The organism is Flavobacteriales bacterium, from assembly GCA_025210805.1.
In the GTDB taxonomy this organism is placed as follows: Bacteria; Bacteroidota; Bacteroidia; order Flavobacteriales; family CAJXXR01; genus JAOAQX01.
Genome location: JAOAQX010000028.1, coordinates 178,784 through 199,458, shown reverse-complemented (window position 1 = coordinate 199,458; position 20,675 = coordinate 178,784). Strand labels below are relative to the sequence as shown.

The following is a 20,675-nucleotide window of genomic DNA, read 5'->3' as shown; positions in this document are numbered from 1 at the left end:
ATATTATGAAAAAAATTATTTTAGGTTTATTTACTTTATCGACATTCTCTGTTTTTGCTCAAGAAACAACTTTAGAGAGCAATAAAGGATCACTCAGTGTAGAAATTTTAGGAAATTATTCCAACACCTCTGCCACTTCTGTTATTACGGCACAACTTCCTGCGATTCTTCAGTCTTTCGTGAATTTTGATAATTATAAATATGATGAAAGGCTCAAAGCGAGTATTAGCCCAGAAATTAGAGTGAATTATTCTTTACCATATAATTTGAAGGCTTACGCTAGAATGAGTTTCGGAAAATGGGGCTTTGATAATTTAGAAAATGAAAGCATAAATATTGGCGATTTTATTGATCTAATTCCTAATATTCCCGATGCCGCAAAACCCTTTCTTGGAAGTGCTCGGTTGGATGTCAATTATAGAGAATCAGACTGGACGTATTTTACTGGAGGTATCGGTATCAAATATTCTTATAATGTCACTAACAAACTCAGTATAGAACCTTTTGTAGGGGCAGATGTATGGATGACTTCTTCGCCAGAGATAAGCACAGACCTAGCATTGTCACTTTTGATATTCAACTCTGCTGCAAAAGATATTATTAAACTTGAAAGTGCAGACCAAACAAATTTTGGGTGGAGAACTGGGCTCAATATCAATTATGATTTAACCAAGCAACTTTATATAGGAGTAAATGCAGATTACTCATCGGTAAATCCTGTTTATGAAACACAACTTGTAGGGGGTAATATTGGTGATTTACTTTCTGGGATTCCAGGAATAGACCTTGGAGGTGCACTTCCAAACTTACCTGATGTAGAGACTTCAGTAGATTCTAAAAACAATACGCTTAACTTTGGTTTATTAGTTGGGATGCGATTTTAATATTCTCTGTGAAAACTGAAAATAATTTAGATAATTTTCATAGCTTTGCAAACTCATTAACAAAAAACTGTTAACTATGTACGCAATTGTAGAGATAGCAGGGCAGCAATTTAAAGTTGCCAAAGACCAAAAGGTTTTCGTACACCGTTTGGCAGCAGAAGAAGGATCGGAAGTAGTTTTCGATAAAGTTCTTCTAACTGACAACGACGGTACGGTAACTATTGGCGCCCCAGCTATAGAAGGTGTTTCAGTAAAAGCTACTGTAAAAAGTCACCTGAAGGGAGATAAAGTAATCGTTTTCAAGAAGAAAAGAAGAAAAGGTTACAAGAAGAAGAATGGTCACCGTCAATCACTTACGGAAATCGTAATTGACTCAATTGGCTAATTGTTTAACTCAAAAAAGAAAACATCATGGCTCATAAGAAAGGAGTTGGTAGTTCGAAAAACGGACGTGAATCAGAAAGTAAACGACTTGGAGTAAAAATCTTTGGAGGACAAGCTGCCATAGCGGGAAATATCATCGTAAGACAGCGTGGAACAAAGCACTATCCAGGTGAAAACGTTGGAATGGGTAAAGACCACACTTTGTTTGCATTGACAGACGGAGTAGTAAAATTCCAAAAGAAAAGAAACAATAAATCTTATGTATCTATCGTAAATGCTGAGGCATAATCCATAGAAAGATTGTTGTGATCATAGAACGGAACTCATTTTTTGGGTTCCGTTTTTTTTTGTTGAAATTTTGACTCTATTTCATTTAATGATGAATTTATCATCGTCAATGCTCTTGATCAAATCTAAAAACTCATAAACACCACTTTTGGAGATATTTAGATAATTTATTCACAAAAAGGGAGTACTTTTATAATTAATACATAACCAAATGAAACTGCGAAGCACAAAAAATAAACTGTGCATTGAGCTTTCATTATAAAACAATAAAAAATGAAAATATACTTACTCTTATTAGGAATCATCCATTCAATCACTTGTTTCTCGCAAACATTAAGCATTTCTGTACCAGAAGATGAATTTGGGATAGATGAAACACATTTTTTAATTATATCACGAATTCAAGACATTGAGGATTATCAAAATCTGGTAAATTACAATGAAGTCCTAATTACTTTTGGAGACAATAATTATAAATTCATTACAAACCCAGATAGTCTGACCTATTCAAATTCCTATATCATTAAACCTATAAACTCTTCAAATCAGTACACGCTCTATTTTACGCAGCTTCCTATTGTTTTAATAAATGCAGATGTACCAATAGTAGATGAACCCAAGGTGTTAGCTACTTTAACATACACAAATGATGAGCAAACAGTTAGCTCAAGTATCGGAATTGAATTAAGAGGTGGTAGTTCTCAAGCTTTCCCTAAAAAAACTTATGATATAGAATTTTGGGAAGACCAGACAGGTGATGACAATAAGAATATGAAATTTGGAGAATTACGAAAAGATGATGATTGGATTTTAGATGCACTATACAACGAGCCGCTAAGGCTAAGAAATTATACTGCTAGTAAACTATGGAAACAACTTCACACTCCCCACTATACTGAAGACGAAGAAGATGCCAAATCTGGAGCAGATGCAATGTATGTTGAAATGTTTCTAAATGGGCAATATAATGGACTTTATAACCTTTCTGAACAAGTTGATAGAAAACAACTGAAGCTTAAAAAATTTAATGGGAGTATGAGAGGAGAGTTATATAAAGGGATTGATTGGGGAGGTGCAACCACTTTTTCTAGTTTGCCTTCTTTCGATAACAACAATAGAACCTGGGGTGGTTATAGCTTTAAATATCCTGATAGCGATGAAATAACTGACTGGAACAATCTGTATCAATTTACTGATTTTGTGATGAATTCATCAGAATCTGACTTTGCAAATAGCATTTGGTCAAAATTTGATAAAGATAACTTTATCGACTATTTTCTATTCCTCAACTTAATTCGAGCAACAGATAATATTGGAAAAAATATTTATGTAGGAAAATACAAATCCAGTAGCCCTTACTTCTTTACACCTTGGGATTTAGATGGTTGTTTTGGAACAATTTGGGATGGTACATACAAAAATATTACTAACGATATTTTAGCCAATGGATTTATGGATAGAATCATTGATGAAAACCCAAATAATTCATTTGTTAACACAGCCACAAAATGGTTTGAATACAGAAATAACATCTTCGCTCTAGACTCTTTATCTAATTCTATTACAAAACAATACAATTTCTTGCGAGACCATAAAATTTATGAAAGAGAATCATTGGTTTATTCAAATTATCCATTCGACAATCAAAGCTATACATACACCCTGAATTGGTTAGAAAATAGGTTGGCATATTTAGATCTTTATTTTGGAAATGTACTTTCTGTTAAGCAGGTTACGACACCAAATAAGTTAAGCATCTATCCTAATCCTGCAACAAGTAAAATTTACATAAATTCAGATGGACAACTCTATGATAAAAACTATAAAATATTTAGTAATCTAGGACAATTAGTGAGTAAAGGAACTATTAAAAATGAGCAAATAAAAATAGACAAGCTAGACAAAGGAATCTATTATATCGCTATTGATGGCGCATCTTTTAAACTCATTAAAAAATAACACCTTACTACAGCACTAATATAAGTTTTCTATGCTTAAATACCGATGCATACTAAAAAGCAACTATACAAATGAAGTAACGAGGTCATTTAGTAATGCATCGGTATAAAATTTGAAAAACGTAGTTTTGTGGAAACTCTGAGAGAATATGAAAGAAGAAATACTAAACTGGCTTTTTTTTATTGAAAAAAATGATGGAGTTCCTCCCGCTTCTGTATTGGCTTTTAATTTAGGGCTCTTTAAGAATGATGAAGACAACTTCACCCTATACCTTGTAGGTGCCTTTGAATATTCAGAAGACAATGATGATTGGGCTTGTTTAGAACCTCCTACAAAGTCTTATAGATACTTAGAATTACCAAAAAATATTCAAAATGCTTCACCTAAAACGATATTAAACCTGTGTAAAGGTGTATTCGTTGAGATGGAGCAAGAGGGTGTTTTTAACAAAACCTTATTAAAAAACGCACAAGCCATCACAACTGGATTTAATGATGGAGAACTAATCAAAATTAGATAAAAAAGGGTGGCACTATATGCACAAGCATTACTTTTAAAAAGAGGATGGAGTTAGAAATCGCAAATAGCTTTTATATAAACGGAGAGTTTGAGAAGGCAATTAAATATTTCAATAAAACTATTGAAAAAGACCCTTTAAACTCAGAAGCATTTGAAGGTCGAGGATTATGTTATTTTTCGATGCTAAATATTGAGAATGCTATTTCTGATTTTGATAAAGCAGTTGAAAACGACCCCAATAATCATAGTGCTTTTCATAATAGAGGATTAATCTATCTTGAAAAAAATGAATTTGAGAAGGCTAAAATCAATATTCGAAAAGCTATTGAGATCCATGGCGAAAATATCGAGTACATTTCAAATTATGCTTATGTAAACTTGATGATTAAAAATTATGATGATGTAATAAAATATGCAATAAAGATTCTTGATTTTGATGCAGAAGATCCTTATGGTTTAGAATATATTGCAACTGCATACTTAGAATTGGGAGAATACAAAGAAGCCATCAAATTTTTTAATAGATTAGTAAAACAAGACACTCAGAATGGATATTTGTACAATAATATAGGGTACGCATTATCAAAAAGCGGAAATTATCAAGAAGCAATTTCCTATTTTAATCATGCTATTGAATTACAACCCGAATTTGCATATTCATATAACAATAGGGGATTTTGTTTATACAAATTAGGAGAAACTGAAAGAGGGCAAGAAGATATAGATAAGGCACTGAATATTGACCCTTCGAATTCGTATGCTTATAAAAATAGAGGAATTATATTCATGGAAATGGGAGATTTTAAAAAAGCAATAGAGCATTTTGAATTAGCTTCTGAATTGGGTTATAAAGAAAAATTTGATGACGAAATTGAGCTATTAATGAAAAAAATAAAAATGGACTACAATGGGATATGATCTAGTTATTAAAAGATATTCCAAAAAAAGTAAAAGAGGGTGAATACACCAGTCAAATATATTTCTGTAATTATTCTGGTTTAATTGTTGAACTAAGCCAAGATTTCGGAAAAGAAATAATAGAAAAACAGAAACAAAACCATTAACGGTGTTAATGGTATATTATTAAAAATCAACTATAAATACAGTAACATAAGTATTTGTATCAAGTAATCGGTAAATAGCGTAAAAGAATATTCTGGTAAATGGGTTTTGCCCTAGATCTAAAATAACCTATATTAGCAACCATCAAAAATTCTCGTTAAACTCACTTTTTTCATGAAAAACTGGCTACTTTATATTTTTTCCTTGAGTCTAGGAAATCTTTTATTCGCCCAAAACCTACAAGAAGTCCTTAATGAATATCAGGACTCACTTTCACACTATGGAATTGTTGCTTTAGTTGATAACGGAAAAAACATCCAAACAGCTAAAATAGGTTGGGAATTTGAAAAATCGCCAATGTCTATTGAAAATCGTTTTTGTATTGGAAGTGTTACAAAAATGTTTACCGCTACCATTATTTTGAAACTACATGAAGAAAAACGGCTAAACATCCAAGACTCGATCGGAAAATATATTCAACCTCATAAATTTATTGACCCAACAATCCAAATAAAACATTTACTCAATCACACCAGTGGTATTAAAGACATTGTAAATGCTTCACTGGCAAATAAAGCTTTAATTGAAGTGAATGAAGATTTTTCAGATACCTATTTATTGAGCCTGATCGATACTGTAGATTTCCCAAAAGGGAAGCAATACCAGTATTCCAATTCAAATTTCTTTTTGTTAAGAAAAATAATAGAGCAAATTACAGATAAACCCTATAGCTCGGTTCTTCAAGAGATGATTTTTAATCCTTTGAACCTAGAAAACACCCTTCCTTATCACTCAAAAAACATCAAGAATTTAGCCCACCCCATCATAGGTAAACAGGATTTACACAATCTTCCTAAAAGAAATATCAATCAAGTTTCTTTAGGTATTGGAAATATTGTTAGTGATGTTTTTGATGTTAATGTTTTTTTAAGAGGATTATTTTTTCAAAAGAAAATCCTTTCTACCGATGTTCTAAAAAAGATGCTAGATTTTCAAAAAATAGGCAAAACAGAAATTGGATTAAGTATCTTTAAAGAAAAATATGGGCAACGCACAGTATATGGGCACACAGGGAGAACCATTAGTTATATCTCTTATGCTTTTGTTGATCAAAAAACACATACGAGTTTTGTTCTACTTTGCAATAATGCGAATGATCCTATTATAGATCTACTTATAGAAAAAGTTTGTCGTATAAAATGGTAGATACAAGCATTAAACTGATCATCAAGAAGTACAAAAAACATGAAACAAGGAATTACAAAATGTGAATGGTGTTTAAGCGAATGTGATAATGAAGATATGTACTGTAAACAATGTGGAGGATCAGTTGCAATACTAGAGCCTTGGGTCTTACAATGCGGATGGTGCACAAGCTCAAATAGACGAGACCTCAATACACACTGTTCAAAGTGCGGCGGGGAACTTCCTTCTATTCCTGGAGCCACAAGGCTTCCAGAGCCTCCTCAAACTCCAAGAAAATTACCCTTTGCTTATGAATCTAAAGTGAAATATTGGAAAAATACTCATTTCATTATCGGAGCAATTTTCTTATTATTTATTCCCACAATAATTTTTCCAATCATTGGATTTTTCCTCCTAAGAAATGGACTAAAAAGAGCTCATGCTAAAATTTTCTCCCTCCAAAAAGGTGTACCTACTAGAGGGATTATCACCAAAGTTTATACAGATTATTCTCAACATATCAACCATGTTCATCCCATTAAAATAGAATACACTTTTAGTACACCAAAAGGGGAATTTCATGGAGCAACACTCAGTTGGGACGAAACCAATTTAAAAAGACCCGAAGGAGAACATCATTGGATTGTTTTTAATCCTGAGAATGTTGATCAAAATAATATTTGGCCACCTGTGGCTTAAAAAAACATATTTCATGAAACTTTTCCCTGAAAAATTGATCCATTTTAAACTAAATGATTCACAAGATAAAACACTAGAAAAACTTAAAAGAAAACAGAATTCTCAGAAAAATTGTATTCAAGTCATACAGAAAAAATTAATGCTTATCAGCATGTTTTCCCTAAATAATTTCTAACCCAAACTTCGACGCTGTCGCTTGGACTTTCATTTATTCATGATTGTTTGTTTTAAAGGAATTCATCTGTTCGCTTCGCTCGGGTCTTTTGCTTGCCCAAAAGAAACGAAAAGAGTAATGATTGATTATCATTGTGATTCGAAAAGGGCACTTTTTGGAAGGTATTTTTTGATTAAAAATCAAAAACCATATTTGATTTTCTAAATTTCCTCCAAGGCTTATTCACCAATTGTTTATAGATTTTGGTGTTCATCTGTTCGGCTACCCGCCTCGGGTCGGAAATTCTTAACGAAAATCAAATATTATACTGACCAAAAAGACATCTACCCATTTCGGAACTTCTTAGAGGGAAAATCTAAAGTTTAATATTTCAACAATGGAAGCTGGATTTCAATTTATACTCGCAAATCACAATCAATTAAGATCGCCTGAGTATCGATTAATAGCCAAGTGATTTTGTTTAAATAGTTTTTCAACAATATTAAATATTGCAAAGCCAAATAAATATTCCATGCTCTTTAATGAATAATAATTAATTTTGAACTACCAAAAAATATTTATGAAACTCCTTTTTGCTACTCAAAACGAAAATAAAATAAAAGAAATAGCCAAAATTCTACCCAATCATATCAATTTGATGGGATTAAAAGATCTTGGTTTTAATGACGATATTCCCGAAACCTCCCCTACCCTCGAGGGAAATGCACTTTTAAAAGCTCAATTTCTTGCCGAAAAATTTAAACTTCCAGTATTTGCAGATGATACAGGTTTAGAGATTGAAGCCCTAGGTGGAGCTCCAGGAGTTTTGTCGGCTCGGTACGCAGGTGAAGACAAAAATGCGGAGAAAAACATGGCTTTGGTTTTGGAGAAATTGAAAGACCACAACAATAGAAATGCCCAATTTAGAACAGTAATAGCTTATATTCATGAAGGTAAAGAGTATCTTTTTGAAGGTAAAGTCCTAGGAAGTATCAGGGATGAAAAATGCGGAGAAGATGGTTTTGGTTATGACCCTATTTTTCAACCAGAAGGGTATCAAAAGACCTTTGCTGAAATCACTTTGGAAGAAAAAAACAAAATCAGTCATCGAGGTTTGGCTGTTCAAAAACTCATTGACTTCTTAAAAAAATAAACATTGAAATTTAGAATATTATTCATCCTAATCCTTGGGATACTTTTTATCCATGCGGTTCAAAAGCCCCATACCATTGCTTCAGAAATTCCTGAAAGTGACTGGGCATCAGCTTATGGACCCGACTTTATTCAACAAGAATCTTATTTTATTCTTGGACAAATAGATCGTATGAGCCTGGAAGAAAAAATCGCCCAACTTTGTTTTGTACGCTCTGAGTCTGTAAAAAACAAGAAGCAAGAAAAAAAAATCAGTAATCTGATCAAAAAATATGGCATTGGTGGAATTACCTTTTTTAAAGGAAACACTCCAGATATGCAATATTTGATGAAAAAATATCAAAAACTATCTAAAGTTCCTTTACTTTTTTCTATTGATGGAGAATGGGGCGCTTCTATGCGACTAGAAAATATGCCTGTGTATCCATGGATGATGACCATGGGAGCTGTTCAGGATAACAAACTCGTAGAGATGGCGTCTGAGCAAATGGCAAAAGAGTTCAAAAATATTGGAATTCACATGAATTTAGCTCCAGATATTGATGTAAACAACAATCCCAACAACCCAATTATAAATGTAAGATCTTTTGGTGAAGACCCTTGGAATGTAGCAAAAAAGGGAACAGCCTACATGAAAGGGCATGATAAAGAAAAAATTCTTACCGTAGCAAAACACTTTCCAGGACATGGTGATACCGATATGGATTCTCATAAAACATTACCTAAACTTCCCTTTACAAGAAATAGACTAGACTCTATTGAACTTATTCCATTCAGATACCTCATTCAGCAAGGAATGAGTTCTATTATGGTGGCGCATTTGAATATCCCGAATATTACCAAAAAAGAACAACTTCCGTCATCTGTTTCTCCTCATATTGTAGATTCGCTCTTAAAATACGAACTTGCTTTTAAAGGACTCACCATGACAGATGGCTTAGCAATGCGTGGTGTACAAGATCATCTTGTGGATGGTAGATTAGAACTTGAAGCCCTGAAAGCAGGAAACGATGTACTTCTTTTACCTCAAAATGTAAAAGCCGTGATAGACACCGTAAAAATGGGAATCCAAAATGGTGAATATTCTCTTAAAAAACTTGATAGAAGTGTTTTAAAAGTACTTTTAATGAAAACCTTTATTGGTTTAGATCATCAAAAAGATTCTTTAGTATTTAAAAAAGTGGATTTTGAAAAAGCTGCTTGGGTAAAAGAAAAAATAATGGAAAATGCTTTGACTTTACTAGAAAACAAAGTAAATATTCTTCCTTTTAGAACTCTTGAAAAACAAAATTTCGCTCTTATAATCAGCGGAAAAGAACATGGAGTGAAACAATATTTGGATGCTTTTAATTTTTATCAAAAACCTTCTATATTTTATCTCAACGCATCAAATTTCAAAAACCTCCCTGCGTTTCTAAAGAAAAATAAAGGCAAAGAAATTATTTTCAGTATTCATAAATCTGATGCTTCCCCTTGGAAACCTTATAAAACGACATCTACGGAGCAAAAAGCCCTAAAAAAACTAGCAAAACATCCAAAAACACATTTGGTGCTTTTTGCAAATCCTTATGCTTTAAGAAAACAAAAAATATCGGGTTATCAGTCTATTTTAATTGCTTATCAAAATAATAAAGAAGCACAAAAACTAGTTCCAGAAGCACTATTTGGAGGAAGAACCTTAAAGGGAAAACTTCCTGTGGGAATCAGTGAAAAATACTCAGTAGGAGCTGGAATAGAAACAAAAAAACTGGATGTGTTAAAACAAGGTTTACCCTTAGATTTTAATCTTCGAAAAAAGGATTTTGCAAAAGTAGATTCTATCGTAAACGATGCCATAAAGAAAAAAGCTATTCCTGGCTGTCAGCTCTTAGTGGCTAAAGATGGAAAAGTATTTTTTGAGAAAAACTACGGGCATTTCACTTATGAGAAAAAGAAAAAAGTACAAACTTCTTCCCTTTATGATATTGCTTCTATTACCAAAATAGCAGGTACGATGCCTATTATTATGAAGTTAGAAGAAACAGGAAAACTCAAATTAGATGATCGATTAGGGAAGCTTGATGCCTTCTTAAAAAAATCGAATAAAAAAGACCTAACCATTCGAGAAATCTTTGCCCATACCTCTGGACTTCGCCCTTGGATTCCTTTTTATGCTAAAACTCTTGATACCAAAACAAAGAAACCACTTTCTAAAATCTATAAAAAGAAAAAAAGTGGACTCTTTACTATTCCTGTTGCAAAAGGATGGTTTATGAATAAAAACTATCTAGATTCTATGGATTATTGGATTGCAGAATCTGAACTTTTAGACGAGAAAAAATATCGTTATAGCGATTTAGGATACTATTTAATGAAAAGGGTTCTAAAAAAGCAATTTAAAAAATCATTAAAAAAAGAATCTCATCAGCTTTTTGCTCAAATAGGAGCCGATCATTTAACTTATCTTCCTAAAGAAAAATTTGCCAAAAACACTATTGTTCCTACAGAAAAAGACGACTATTTCCGTCACCAAACACTTGTGGGAGATGTTCATGATATGGGAGCTGCTATGCAAGGTGGAATTGGAGGACATGCTGGAATGTTTTCCAATGCTCGTGATCTTGCAAAGTATATGCAAATGCTATTAAACAAAGGGCATTATGGAGGAAAAAGATATTTTGAAGAATCGACAATTGAAACTTTTACCGCCTGTCAATTTTGCGACGAAAATAATAGACGTGCCATAGGTTTTGACAAACCCATAGTGGAGGAAGGACCTGGAGGTCCTACTTGTGAACAAGCCAGTAAACGTAGTTTTGGGCACACAGGTTTTACCGGTACCATGGTTTGGGCTGAACCCGAAAATGGAATGGTATTCATTTTCTTGTCCAATAGAACTTTTCCTAGCATGAAAAACACTAAATTGGTCAAAATGGATGTTAGAACCAAAATTCAAGAAGAATTTTACAAACTTTTAAGCCTCAAAAAATGAAAAATATCTTTACCAAAATAGCTTTTGTAAGCCTATTATTAGGAACTATTTCTTGTAACCAAAAAGAAACACCAACCACAGCTAGTAGTGAACCACAAATAGAGTATAATCATTGGGGAATGGTGCAATCTTATGCAAATATCAAAAATGGACAAGCCCATGGATTGTATATGGAACTCAATAACCGTGGAGATCTTATTAAACAATACAATTATCAGCATGGTGAATTAGATGGGAAACAATTTCATTTCTCAAGAAACGGAAGCAGAGAGTTGATTGTTTCTTACAAAAATGGAGTGAAAGATGGAGACTATACCAAATACTATAACGGAGGAGTAAGAATTCAAGAGCATTGTGTTTATAAAAACGGAGAAAAGCACGGAAAAGCACTTTGGTACTTTGATGACAAAGATCAAACCTTGAGTACGGTTTTTCATTATAATAATGGAAAACTACACGGAGTAGCTGAAAAATATTACCCAAGTGGAAATATCAAAGCCAAAGCCAATTATACTAATGGATCGCTAGATGGAGATTGGAAAAATTTTGAAGATAAAAAAGCGAATGAATAGAAAGCTAAAAATAGGAGTTGTTTGCTTCCCCACTTACGGAGGATCTGGAATTGTGGCAACAGAACTGGGTAGAGCCATGGCAAGACATGGACATGAAATTCATTTTATTTCCTATAAAATGCCCGTACGCCTTGATGTCTTTGAAGAAAACGTATTCTACCATGAAGTAAGTTCTATTGATTATCCATTGTTTGAATTTCCGCCATATGAATTGTCTTTGGCAGCAAAAATGGTGGATGTTGTAAAGTTTGAAAAACTAGATATTCTTCATGTTCATTACGCCATTCCCAATGCCTATGTAGCGTTTATGGCAAAGCAAATCTTGCTTCAAGAACAGATCCGAATTCCTCTTTTTACTACCTTACACGGAACAGACATTACACTAGTGGGTAAATCTGAATTATTAAAACCCGCTATTTCTTTTGCCATTAATCAATCAGACTATGTTACCGCCGTTTCTGATGATCTTAAAAAAGAAACTTGTTCCTATTTTGATGTAAAGCCCGATAAAATACATGTGATCCCTAACTTTATTGACTTAGAGGAGTATCGTGTGATTAAAAAACTACAAAGAATCAAGAAAGCGATTGCACCCAATGGTGAAAAATTATTGGTGCATATTTCAAATTTCCGCCCCGTAAAAAACATTGAAGATGTTGTGAAAGTATTCTACGAGGTTCAAAAAGAAGTCCCTTCAAAACTCATCATGGTGGGTGATGGACCTTGCAGAGAAGGAGCAGAAAAACTTTGTAGAGAACTCAATATTGCCGATAAAGTTCGATTTATGGGTAAAAGCCTTGAAGTTCCTAAAATTCTTTCGGTTTGTGATCTCATGCTTTTGCCTTCCAAAACAGAAAGTTTTGGACTCGTAGCACTAGAAGCTATGGCATGTTCTGTTCCTGTAGTATCTACAAACACAGGAGGATTACCCGAAGTAAATATCCACGAAAAAACAGGTTTTACCCTACCTGTAGGAGACATTGAAGGAATGGCAAAAGCGGCCAAACATATTCTCGGATGCCCTGAAAAACTACAGCATTTTAAAGAGAATGCATTGGCTCATGCCCAAACTTTTGATATCCAAAATATTGTTCCAGATTATGAAGAAGTCTATTATAATCTGATACAAAAGAGCATGGAAGAATGCGAAAAATATCAAAAAGGAAGAACAAAAGATAAAAAATAAGTAAATTGGGAGCAAAATACTATTCGATGAAAAAAATTGTACTATTCTCTGCCCTTTTAATTGCGGCGATTTCTTGTGTAAAAGAAGATCTTAGACAAGAATCTTTTTCATATAAATGGAATGATGACATGAAAACTGTCACAACTTATACCTCATTCTACACCGACTCTACTTTTGAGATCTATGGTGCAGCAGGAAATGATTCACTTCACTTCTTTATCTCAAGAGGAGGAAACAAAGGAATGGCAGGATATTATCCTTTAGGTTCGAATAGCCCGCATTACTTGGAAATTAAAAAAGACGGAAACAAAAGAAAAGCACTTCAAGGTGGATTTGATCTTGAATACATCAACTTTTATTCTAATTTCAAATTCGATGCAATCTTTAGTGATGGTGATACGCTTGAAAATGGTAATGGAAACAATATTAGAATTAATCGAGGAGACTCTACTTTGATCTTTCAATAGCCTCAGTTTGCTCTACCCATAGAATAACTCACTTAGAATATCATTTCAAAGTGAGTTTTTTTTATTTAATTTTATGCCATGGAGATAAACAATAATAAAAGAATTCATCATTTTGGCTTTAGTCTAAAACACACAGACCGCACTCTTTATCAATCGCCTAAAAAATACATTTTCTCCCTAATAAAAAAATCAATTGAAGATCTTGGTTGGATCATCACAGCGTGTAATCAAGAAAATTTCCTGGCAATTAGGAAAAGAAGAAATAAAGATTTAGAAGAAATTTCTATTAAAATTATCAATCAAGAATTACACATTACCAGTAAATCTCTTGAGTCTTTTCTGTGGGATAGAGGTCGGAATTCTCTCCGAGTTAATGAGTTTATTGAAACATTTAAAGCTTTAGAAAAAAAACACAAAACAGAGAGTTCCCTAATTCAATTAAGAAAAGAACAAGATTTTTGGTTTACTTATGAAGTACCCGACACGCTCCCTACACCTCAAAAAATAAAAAAAAGTAAAAGTATTCTTGCCTACGCACTTGTTATCATCTCTATTGTATCATTATCTACTCTTGTAGGTTTTAGTTTTCACAATGGATTTTATATTCCAATTGTTTTTGAGATAATAACACTCCTTATAATTCTTGCCGTATTTCATTTCCTTATAAAATTTTGCCACATCGTTAAACATAAAGAGCTTATCCGTCTTTTTTCTTTTCAAATTATTGGAACGCACATTGGCTGGATCATGAGTTATTTCTTCTTTACCAAACAAGAGATTAACAACTTGAATTTCGAAGAATTCCTTCAACAAGAGATCTTTTTAAAAGACCTTAGTATAGAACCTCAACGCTGGATTCTTCTTTTGATAGGTCTTATTTTAGGAGTTCTAATTCATATCTTCCTAGGTTTTTTTGCTTTATTTCAAAAAAGAAAAAAACACCTTATTGAAATCATACCTGCTCCCATTTTAAATTTTATTTTCTTTCATTTAGGAAAAGCTACTCCCCTTGAAATCATTCAAAATGAAATGAAAAATAAAGGAGTTCACGAATTTCATGATGAGATTTTTGAGCTTGTCGCCCAAATTTTAGAAGAAGAATATTATCCGTGAATAAATTTTCAAGAAAAGTCGAATTTCTTGTTATCTATTTTTTTGTTTGCTTTCTTTTTTGGGAGTTTTCTTAGAACCTTTTCATTGTTTTGACATTTATAACAGCACCAATTAAAAATTGGTAGAGCGATTTGCGGTGTGTTATTCCTTGCTGTAGCGTGGTCGTTTTTTAGGATTATTTGTCATTCAATCAGACCATACTGGTTTACACCACTATCTAGGCGCTATTCTGTTTTTATATAAACTACTGGCATATCTTTCATGTAAATCAATTGAGATAAACTCTATATTGGAATTAACATCTTTGAATCTTACTGTTTTTTTAGGATAAATACGGTTTCTAATACTTTCATCGTATTTTAATATTTGATTATTTGAAGTGCTAATTTCGTATGGAACTTTATCATAAATACTTCCTTCGTCTCTCAATATTACCTCGTTTTCCTTTGACTTATCAAAATAAAATGTAAATGAATGATGACAGGAGCATTTAATATAATTAAGCTTAGGCACTTCCTTCTCATGATATTCATAAGGAACTAAATAACATATATCATTCTTTTTTATTACGGAAATACAACGCCCTGATTCTAAAAAATACAAATCATTCGAAGAGCAACAGCTAACCAAAATCAGCATCATCGCAAAAACTTTATTAAATGATTTTTTCATTGATCTAAAAAATTAATAATGATAAAAAATGAGATTTATTTTTGATTTCTCCCACTACTCCGCCACCGCCAATTTTCAATTTCCCGATATTCAAGACAAGGTGTGGATACTCTGAGAACAAACCTTACTATACTCAACAGATAGAAACTAAAAAGCAATGATTATCAAAATCACTGCTTCTAAATTATCGTTTATGTTTTCTTTATCTAAGACTCAGATAACATCTTTTTGAACTTTTCAACATTTTCAGGCTTTGAAAAATACCTTCTAAAAGGTTCTGATTTCTTTTTACCATATTGCACAGTTGCCTTAATATCATCTGACTTAGAAACATTACTCCCTACTCGATAGTCTTCATTACTATTGAACTTTTTAATTAATATGTCGTACTGCTCGTTCTTTGTCATGATAATACAAATTTACTAATAATTTACTCAAAACCAATAATTACAAAGTGATAGTCCCGACTATTTAAAACATCGAAACGCTCAATTTTTCCTATATCTAACTCGTCTAAAATACTTTCGCCAATCCCTTTTTCAATAATAGTTCTATTTGACTCATCAAGTCTTTCAATAAGAGATATATGATTACGTAAAATCCCACCTCTAACGGTAAATATCCTACTCAAGCTTTCATAATTGGCGGTAATTTTCCTTAAATACAACAAATGCTTATGTTTTGTATTACCAAAGAAAACAACCTGTGCTGAATTATTCAATCTCAAAAAGTGAACTAAACAATTGAAAACTGTACATAATACCTAATGAAAGTCTTTGTTGTTATCAAGTGATCTATCATTAAATACATACTCATTATCAATAAATTCTAAATTGCCAAATCCTAAATTATATATATCGCTTTCATACAATGGATTTAAAGACACTCTTTTTATTATGTCCGTTGCACCAACACTAACGAAGCTATAAACATAAGCACCATCTTCTATACCTAAAAAATCATATTCGTATGAATCATCTAAAAATTCCATAAAAGACCATTTATGATGTTATTTACTCTTTTGTATAATGCCGACACATTTGAAAACTCCCTTATGAATGAAGTGAAATAAATGAGCATAGAACAAGTTATCGGTATCAAATATGACATCGTTTTCTTATCATCGATTTTTATTTTTAAGAGTTCCCGCACCGCCAATTTTCAATTTCCCAAACTATAAAAAAAACATAAAAACACTGAGAGTCAAACCAAATTTAAATAAAATATCGAAAATTTATCATTATGAATGACTTGTACTTAGTTCTCCGTTATCTCACCAAGCATTCAATTCGTAAGAGAATTGGTCTATTTCGTAAATAACCTTAATAGTTTTCTTAATCTCTTGAGTAAGTTCGTTAGCACTAATCACATTTCTTATAACACGAAAGAAAACAGGAATTGAATCTACTTTTCCTAGTTGATAGTTTTCAAAAATTTTATTTGAAACAAAACGATTGAAGCTCGCTTCGTTATCATCCTTATCTTTATGAAAATGCAACATAAAAACAATATCTGTTGGAAAACAATCTAATTTCCAATTCCATCTTTTAATATCAGAACCTTTAAAAACTTGCAATAAAATTGAACCATTGTTGTTTCTAGAAAAGTCAAATTGCAAACCTGAAACATTTAGTACTAAGAATCTAGCACTTAAAAAGTTTATATCCATAATTGATGAATTAATTTATTTTTCTGTTAATGCATAATTAAACGTCGTTTGGCATGAGCAATATACATTTACTTTGCTTGTGTTCTTTATTAGTGATCACTCATGACAAACACATGTCATGAGTGTTTATCCCATTTTCTGAAAATTTAAATAGAATAAACCACTTCTCTGCAAACTCCTGTCGAGTAACTGTCATAAACACAAATTTATTTCTATTACGATAAAAAACAGGACTTAACCTAATTTCCCGAGTAGCTTCAGATGCCGTTTTGACAACCTTTACTGAATGACGACTCAACATTTTATATAGCTTGATTCGGCTGTTAAGAAATTCTATTAATTCTAAACTGCTTTGAATACTTAGATTTTGACCACCAAAATTATTATTGAATATTTCTCTTAATAGGATACTACTATCCGTTTTATTAATTGAAAAATCGATAGGAATATACATTGGTTCCTGTGTGAAACTAATACATTCACGTGCTCCACCATAAAAATCTATGCAAAATTCATTTTTAGCAATGTATTCTGCAAGTAATTCATAACTTCCTCTTTTTTCAGATTTACATCCTAAATTGAAATAAACCAAAAATATTAGTACAAATAATCTCATAATTGTAACAATAAAATTTTCTGAATTAGTCTACCAAATTTCTCTCCTTAGCCACCGCCAATTTTCAATTTCCCAAACTATAAAAAAAACATAAAAACACTGAGAATCAAACCAAATTTACATGAATTATCGAAATCTATTTCATTTAAAGAATATTCTAAAAACTAAAAAGCCAGTTGAAGTATTGTTCAACTGGCTCAATCTAGGGTACTATTTCAAAAATATCAATTTCTCCAAATGTTCTTCCCAAATATCAATGGTTTGAACTACGTAATAAAATGCTTCTCCCTTACCGCCTATTGTTATAAAATCATGTGAATCTGGCATATATTCTGCAATATCTTTAACTTAGCTTGCAACGGTCTTAATATAGTTCCTAATCATAAAATGATCTCAAAAAAAAAGCTCAATTCTAGGAACTGAGCTTTTCAATGCTATCGATATTTTTAGACTTTGCTAAATTTCTTTTACCAATCCTTTAAACAACTCTATCATATTGGGCTCTGCTTGAGCAGCTGCGGCAAGGATATCTGCGATGTTTACTTTTTCAAGATGATCGGGATCACATTCGTCTGTGAGAACAGAAACGGCACAGCATTGCATTCCTGCATGCACTGCTACGGTGGCTTCTGGGGCAGTACTCATTCCCACGGCATCTGCTCCTATTCTGTGTAGAAAACGATACTCTGCACGGGTTTCCAATTGTGGCCCTGCTACAGCCACATAAACACCTTCATGAAGTTGAATTCCCTTTTCTTGGGCTATTCTTTTCATTTTTTTATTGAGTTCCAAAGTATAAGGCTCTGCCATATCTGGAAATCTAGGTCCGAGTTCATCGTGATTTTTTCCTATTAACGGGCTTCCGCCTTGAAGGTTAATATGATCATCCAAAAGCATGATTTCTGCCTTCTTAAAATCGGTATTTAAGGCTCCAGCTGCATTAGAAAGCAATAAGGTATTTACTCCCAATGATTTCATCACTCGTACTGGATAAGTAATTTCTTGAAAAGAATATCCTTCATATAAATGGAAACGCCCTTGCATTACCATCACTTTTTTCCCTTCTAATGTTCCATAAACAAGGTTTCCACTATGACTCTCCACTGTAGAAAGTGGAAAATGTGGAATTTTTTCATAAGGGATTGTTTTTTCTATTTGGATATGGTCGATCAATTTCCCGAGCCCTGTTCCAAGGATAATTCCTATTTCAGGTGCCGAAATTTCTTGTGAGAGTAGAAACTTTTTGGTTTCTTCCAACTGTTTTATTAACATCTGTGATTATGTTTAAAAATTCTGGATACTGTTTTAAGTCTTCAAAGGTATCAATATCGTTTAAGGTGGAAAGTAAACCGTAAGAAATCTTTTTATGTGCTAATTCCTTCCTAGTTTGATCTAACAAGCTGGGCGTACTCCAAGCTTTATTTTCAAACGGATATTTGTACATATTTTTCATTCCAATCAAATAATATCCTCCATCTTCTGCAGGACCAAATACCAGTTCTTTTTGTTCTAAAACTTGAAAGGCTTCCTGAATAAAATCTGATGAAATACTGGGAAGATCAGAACCAATTAATACAATTTTTTCATACCCATTTTGAAAGGCTTCTTGAAAAGCTTTTTGCATTCGTGCTCCTAAATCATCTCCAACTTGTACAAATTTCTGAGACAAATCCCAATTTTCATCCGCTATTTTTTCTGAAAAATGCACTTGTGAATCGATCAATAAATTTTCTACAACAGTTTGTGTTTTTTCTAGTAAAGCTTTATAAACTTTCAAGGCATTCTCGTCTCCAATTGTTTTGGCTAACCGAGTTTTCACCTTTCCTTTAGAGAGGTTTTTCACAAATACTATGATGAGATTTTTAGTCATAAATTTTAATTCCTTTCAATAGCCATTTACTCCATTCCTTGGAATACGTATGTACTTCTTCTGTGGTTTTGTTTTGTAGGTTCAAGATACGATTTTCTTGATTCTTCCATTCTACAATTCCTCCATATAGATTATAGACAAAACGATAACCTTCTTTTTTGAGTTTTTCTCCTATTTTTTCGCTTCGGTAACCCACTGTACAATACACCAAAACGGGTTTAAAAGTATTGGGGTTTTTCTTCTTGAAATCTGCAATATCAAAACGATCATAATCTACAAATTGAGCATTTGCTAGATGGCTTGTGAGATATTCTTTCTCTTGACGGGTATCTAATATGATAAAATCTTTCAGGTTTTTATTTGCCAATGTCTGGGGCATTATGGTGTCCACAGAAAAACTCAACAAGTTATCTATTGTTGCACAAAACTCTTTGCTTTGACCAAAGCTGAGATTTACAGAAAAAAATCCTAAAAAAATAAGTAGAAAAAACTGTTTCATCTATTTGTTTAGTTGCCAATTATACTCCATAAACTTTGTCTGGGCATTTGTGTTCACGGCAGTACGAGAATATTTATTAATATATTCAATAAGGCTCGTTTTTTTCTCAAAATCTACACGGTACCATTCAAAAATCTTCGACAGTTTTACTTCATTCTTAGAGATCATATTTCTAGATGAGTCATTAATAAACTGACGCATCAATTGATCTAACTCTCTGTCCATATTGGCGGCTGTAAAGGCTTTATTATGCAATTTCGGACATGATTTTGCCGCACAATTTACCCCTACATGAATTCTAGGATCAAAATATTTTACTCTGAGTACTTTATTTTCTAGTTCATCCAAAGTATAGGTTTTATTTCCTATTTTGGCAATCCGAATCGCCCAAGCATTTTTACCCCCTTCTTTGATGTTCATAATGCTTTTTGTTGGGTAATTTTTTAGAATCAATTTGATGGTATAAGCATTGTAGGCATTCATTAGTGTTGCCATTTTTTTCTTCTTATTCCATCCATCCATATTAAGGTTTGATAAGTAATCTAGATACTTATCAAGCTTTGCTTCATTTTTTTGAAGTCCTGCATAATCTACTTTTCCCTGAGAACTAACATGTTTATTCAATAATTCATTAAAAATACTTGTTTGACTCATTCCAAGTTGAGACACAAGTAGCAAAAGGGCTAATACTAATTTTTTCATTTTCTTGTTGTTTAAAACTATCGTTTAGTCCTTTCAAAATACAATGCCTTAC

The 20,675-nt window shown here is 32.6% G+C and carries 24 protein-coding genes; 14 read left to right on the top strand and 10 right to left on the bottom strand.

Going from position 1 to position 20,675, the window contains the following annotated elements; translation table 11 throughout:
- Positions 1-5 precede the first annotated feature (5 nt).
- The 14 genes from N4A45_11785 (at position 6) to N4A45_11720 (ending at position 14,595) form a co-directional block, all read left to right on the top strand.
- Complete coding sequence (locus tag N4A45_11785) at positions 6-884, top strand: hypothetical protein (protein MCT4665904.1); 879 nt, start codon at positions 6-8, stop codon at positions 882-884.
- 76 nt (positions 885-960) lie between these two features.
- Positions 961-1,269 (top strand): 50S ribosomal protein L21, encoded by a 309-nt coding sequence (rplU, locus tag N4A45_11780; protein ID MCT4665903.1) that lies wholly within the window; start codon positions 961-963, stop codon positions 1,267-1,269.
- 26 nt (positions 1,270-1,295) lie between these two features.
- Positions 1,296-1,556, top strand: coding sequence for a 50S ribosomal protein L27 (gene rpmA, locus N4A45_11775; GenBank protein MCT4665902.1), 261 nt, complete (start codon positions 1,296-1,298; stop codon positions 1,554-1,556).
- Positions 1,557-1,829: 273 nt separating this feature from the next.
- The gene (locus tag N4A45_11770) at positions 1,830-3,515 is read left to right on the top strand and encodes a CotH kinase family protein (protein ID MCT4665901.1); all 1,686 of its coding nucleotides are present in this window, start codon (positions 1,830-1,832) and stop codon (positions 3,513-3,515) included.
- A gap of 148 nt (positions 3,516-3,663) precedes the next feature.
- A complete protein-coding gene (locus tag N4A45_11765; protein MCT4665900.1) occupies positions 3,664-4,035 on the top strand; it encodes a hypothetical protein in 372 nt (123 codons plus the stop codon).
- A 44-nt stretch (positions 4,036-4,079) separates the two neighbouring features.
- Complete coding sequence (locus N4A45_11760) at positions 4,080-4,952, top strand: tetratricopeptide repeat protein (protein ID MCT4665899.1); 873 nt, start codon at positions 4,080-4,082, stop codon at positions 4,950-4,952.
- A 318-nt stretch (positions 4,953-5,270) separates the two neighbouring features.
- Positions 5,271-6,302 carry a beta-lactamase family protein gene (locus tag N4A45_11755; protein ID MCT4665898.1) on the top strand — a complete coding sequence of 344 codons (1,032 nt, stop codon included), beginning with the start codon at positions 5,271-5,273 and terminating at the stop codon, positions 6,300-6,302.
- Positions 6,303-6,341: 39 nt separating this feature from the next.
- Positions 6,342-6,980 carry a hypothetical protein gene (locus N4A45_11750; protein ID MCT4665897.1) on the top strand — a complete coding sequence of 213 codons (639 nt, stop codon included), beginning with the start codon at positions 6,342-6,344 and terminating at the stop codon, positions 6,978-6,980.
- 734 nt (positions 6,981-7,714) lie between these two features.
- Positions 7,715-8,287 carry a non-canonical purine NTP diphosphatase gene (locus N4A45_11745; GenBank protein MCT4665896.1) on the top strand — a complete coding sequence of 191 codons (573 nt, stop codon included), beginning with the start codon at positions 7,715-7,717 and terminating at the stop codon, positions 8,285-8,287.
- A 3-nt stretch (positions 8,288-8,290) separates the two neighbouring features.
- A complete protein-coding gene (locus N4A45_11740) occupies positions 8,291-11,257 on the top strand; it encodes a serine hydrolase (GenBank protein MCT4665895.1) in 2,967 nt (988 codons plus the stop codon).
- The gene (locus tag N4A45_11735) at positions 11,254-11,829 is read left to right on the top strand and encodes a hypothetical protein (GenBank protein ID MCT4665894.1); all 576 of its coding nucleotides are present in this window, start codon (positions 11,254-11,256) and stop codon (positions 11,827-11,829) included. The genes N4A45_11740 and N4A45_11735 overlap by 4 nt, the downstream gene beginning before the upstream one ends.
- The gene (gene bshA / locus N4A45_11730) at positions 11,822-13,015 is read left to right on the top strand and encodes an N-acetyl-alpha-D-glucosaminyl L-malate synthase BshA (protein MCT4665893.1); all 1,194 of its coding nucleotides are present in this window, start codon (positions 11,822-11,824) and stop codon (positions 13,013-13,015) included. Before N4A45_11735 ends, bshA begins: the two co-directional genes overlap by 8 nt.
- 26 nt (positions 13,016-13,041) lie before the next feature.
- Positions 13,042-13,482, top strand: a complete 441-nt coding sequence (locus N4A45_11725; GenBank protein MCT4665892.1) for a hypothetical protein — start codon at positions 13,042-13,044, stop codon at positions 13,480-13,482.
- Positions 13,483-13,560: 78 nt separating this feature from the next.
- Positions 13,561-14,595 (top strand): hypothetical protein, encoded by a 1,035-nt coding sequence (locus N4A45_11720; protein MCT4665891.1) that lies wholly within the window; start codon positions 13,561-13,563, stop codon positions 14,593-14,595.
- 213 nt (positions 14,596-14,808) lie between these two features.
- Here the strand turns inward: N4A45_11720 and N4A45_11715 are convergent, their stop codons facing one another.
- The 10 genes from N4A45_11715 to N4A45_11670 all read right to left on the bottom strand — a co-directional run bounded on the left by N4A45_11715 (position 14,809) and on the right by N4A45_11670 (position 20,623).
- Positions 14,809-15,237 carry a hypothetical protein gene (locus N4A45_11715; protein ID MCT4665890.1) on the bottom strand — a complete coding sequence of 143 codons (429 nt, stop codon included), beginning with the start codon at positions 15,235-15,237 and terminating at the stop codon, positions 14,809-14,811.
- A 236-nt stretch (positions 15,238-15,473) separates the two neighbouring features.
- Positions 15,474-15,674 carry a hypothetical protein gene (locus N4A45_11710; GenBank protein MCT4665889.1) on the bottom strand — a complete coding sequence of 67 codons (201 nt, stop codon included), beginning with the start codon at positions 15,672-15,674 and terminating at the stop codon, positions 15,474-15,476.
- A gap of 23 nt (positions 15,675-15,697) precedes the next feature.
- Complete coding sequence (locus N4A45_11705) at positions 15,698-15,988, bottom strand: hypothetical protein (GenBank protein MCT4665888.1); 291 nt, start codon at positions 15,986-15,988, stop codon at positions 15,698-15,700.
- A gap of 42 nt (positions 15,989-16,030) precedes the next feature.
- Positions 16,031-16,258 (bottom strand): hypothetical protein, encoded by a 228-nt coding sequence (locus N4A45_11700; protein MCT4665887.1) that lies wholly within the window; start codon positions 16,256-16,258, stop codon positions 16,031-16,033.
- 282 nt (positions 16,259-16,540) lie between these two features.
- A complete protein-coding gene (locus N4A45_11695) occupies positions 16,541-16,936 on the bottom strand; it encodes a hypothetical protein (GenBank protein MCT4665886.1) in 396 nt (131 codons plus the stop codon).
- A 100-nt stretch (positions 16,937-17,036) separates the two neighbouring features.
- Positions 17,037-17,552: a hypothetical protein gene (locus N4A45_11690; protein ID MCT4665885.1), complete on the bottom strand. Its 516-nt coding sequence runs from the start codon at positions 17,550-17,552 to the stop codon at positions 17,037-17,039.
- Positions 17,553-18,008: 456 nt separating this feature from the next.
- A complete protein-coding gene (locus N4A45_11685; GenBank protein MCT4665884.1) occupies positions 18,009-18,824 on the bottom strand; it encodes a purine-nucleoside phosphorylase in 816 nt (271 codons plus the stop codon).
- A complete protein-coding gene (locus N4A45_11680; protein ID MCT4665883.1) occupies positions 18,760-19,422 on the bottom strand; it encodes a TIGR04282 family arsenosugar biosynthesis glycosyltransferase in 663 nt (220 codons plus the stop codon). Before N4A45_11680 ends, N4A45_11685 begins: the two co-directional genes overlap by 65 nt.
- Positions 19,415-19,921 carry a rhodanese-like domain-containing protein gene (locus N4A45_11675; GenBank protein MCT4665882.1) on the bottom strand — a complete coding sequence of 169 codons (507 nt, stop codon included), beginning with the start codon at positions 19,919-19,921 and terminating at the stop codon, positions 19,415-19,417. Before N4A45_11675 ends, N4A45_11680 begins: the two co-directional genes overlap by 8 nt.
- A complete protein-coding gene (locus N4A45_11670) occupies positions 19,922-20,623 on the bottom strand; it encodes a DUF547 domain-containing protein (protein MCT4665881.1) in 702 nt (233 codons plus the stop codon).
- Positions 20,624-20,675: the final 52 nt, after the last annotated feature.

Coding starts and splice junctions, on each gene's coding strand:
- rplU (MCT4665903.1), top strand. CDS start 961: ATGTACGCAATTGTAGAGATAGCAGGGCAGCAATTTAAAGTTGCCAAA.
- N4A45_11755 (MCT4665898.1), top strand. CDS start 5,271: ATGAAAAACTGGCTACTTTATATTTTTTCCTTGAGTCTAGGAAATCTT.
- N4A45_11670 (MCT4665881.1), bottom strand. CDS start 20,623: ATGAAAAAATTAGTATTAGCCCTTTTGCTACTTGTGTCTCAACTTGGA.
- N4A45_11765 (MCT4665900.1), top strand. CDS start 3,664: ATGAAAGAAGAAATACTAAACTGGCTTTTTTTTATTGAAAAAAATGAT.
- N4A45_11700 (MCT4665887.1), bottom strand. CDS start 16,258: ATGGAATTTTTAGATGATTCATACGAATATGATTTTTTAGGTATAGAA.
- N4A45_11785 (MCT4665904.1), top strand. CDS start 6: ATGAAAAAAATTATTTTAGGTTTATTTACTTTATCGACATTCTCTGTT.
- N4A45_11710 (MCT4665889.1), bottom strand. CDS start 15,674: ATGACAAAGAACGAGCAGTACGACATATTAATTAAAAAGTTCAATAGT.
- N4A45_11715 (MCT4665890.1), bottom strand. CDS start 15,237: ATGATGCTGATTTTGGTTAGCTGTTGCTCTTCGAATGATTTGTATTTT.
- N4A45_11720 (MCT4665891.1), top strand. CDS start 13,561: ATGGAGATAAACAATAATAAAAGAATTCATCATTTTGGCTTTAGTCTA.
- N4A45_11725 (MCT4665892.1), top strand. CDS start 13,042: ATGAAAAAAATTGTACTATTCTCTGCCCTTTTAATTGCGGCGATTTCT.
- rpmA (MCT4665902.1), top strand. CDS start 1,296: ATGGCTCATAAGAAAGGAGTTGGTAGTTCGAAAAACGGACGTGAATCA.
- N4A45_11695 (MCT4665886.1), bottom strand. CDS start 16,936: ATGGATATAAACTTTTTAAGTGCTAGATTCTTAGTACTAAATGTTTCA.
- N4A45_11745 (MCT4665896.1), top strand. CDS start 7,715: ATGAAACTCCTTTTTGCTACTCAAAACGAAAATAAAATAAAAGAAATA.
- N4A45_11685 (MCT4665884.1), bottom strand. CDS start 18,824: ATGTTAATAAAACAGTTGGAAGAAACCAAAAAGTTTCTACTCTCACAA.
- N4A45_11675 (MCT4665882.1), bottom strand. CDS start 19,921: ATGAAACAGTTTTTTCTACTTATTTTTTTAGGATTTTTTTCTGTAAAT.
- N4A45_11735 (MCT4665894.1), top strand. CDS start 11,254: ATGAAAAATATCTTTACCAAAATAGCTTTTGTAAGCCTATTATTAGGA.
- N4A45_11760 (MCT4665899.1), top strand. CDS start 4,080: ATGGAGTTAGAAATCGCAAATAGCTTTTATATAAACGGAGAGTTTGAG.
- N4A45_11750 (MCT4665897.1), top strand. CDS start 6,342: ATGAAACAAGGAATTACAAAATGTGAATGGTGTTTAAGCGAATGTGAT.
- bshA (MCT4665893.1), top strand. CDS start 11,822: ATGAATAGAAAGCTAAAAATAGGAGTTGTTTGCTTCCCCACTTACGGA.
- N4A45_11680 (MCT4665883.1), bottom strand. CDS start 19,422: ATGACTAAAAATCTCATCATAGTATTTGTGAAAAACCTCTCTAAAGGA.
- N4A45_11770 (MCT4665901.1), top strand. CDS start 1,830: ATGAAAATATACTTACTCTTATTAGGAATCATCCATTCAATCACTTGT.
- N4A45_11690 (MCT4665885.1), bottom strand. CDS start 17,552: ATGAGATTATTTGTACTAATATTTTTGGTTTATTTCAATTTAGGATGT.